Here is a 521-nt window from a genome sequence, read left to right on the forward strand (position 1 = left end):
TTTCAACCGCACTTGGCTCAAGGTTAATTTCTATAGTATGAGCGCCATGCATTTTAGCATCATGCACAAAGCCAGCGGCCGGATAGACGACGCCCGAAGTACCGATAGAGACAAACAAATCAGCTTCTTCCAGTGCTGCGTATATCTCTCCCATTCTCAGTGGCATTTCGCCAAACCACACAATGTGTGGGCGCATTTGTGATGGGATCTGACAACAATGGCAAAGCTCACCAGTTTTTATATCTTCGGTATGTTCAATAACTTGGTTAGATTCACTACATCGCGCCTTAAGTAACTCACCGTGCATGTGAATCACATTTTGGCTGCCACCTCTTTCATGCAGGTTGTCAATATTCTGCGTAATGACCGTCACCTTTCCCTCTAATTCCGCTTCAAGACGGCCAAGAGCAAGATGCGCAGCATTCGGTTTGATCGCTTCATCCTGAAGCTTTTGACGGCGTTGATTATAAAAACTCTGAACAAGGTCTGGATCTCGAGCAAAACCTTCAGGTGTTGCTACA

At 45.9% G+C, this 521-nt stretch carries 1 protein-coding gene; it reads right to left on the reverse strand.

Annotated elements, in window-relative coordinates; all coding sequences use genetic code 11:
* Positions 1-521 (reverse strand): NAD-dependent deacylase (locus R7E78_RS30400; RefSeq protein ID WP_318059182.1); only part of this gene is annotated, 521 nt, incomplete at both ends.

The organism is Vibrio sp. YT-19(2023), assembly GCF_033337395.1.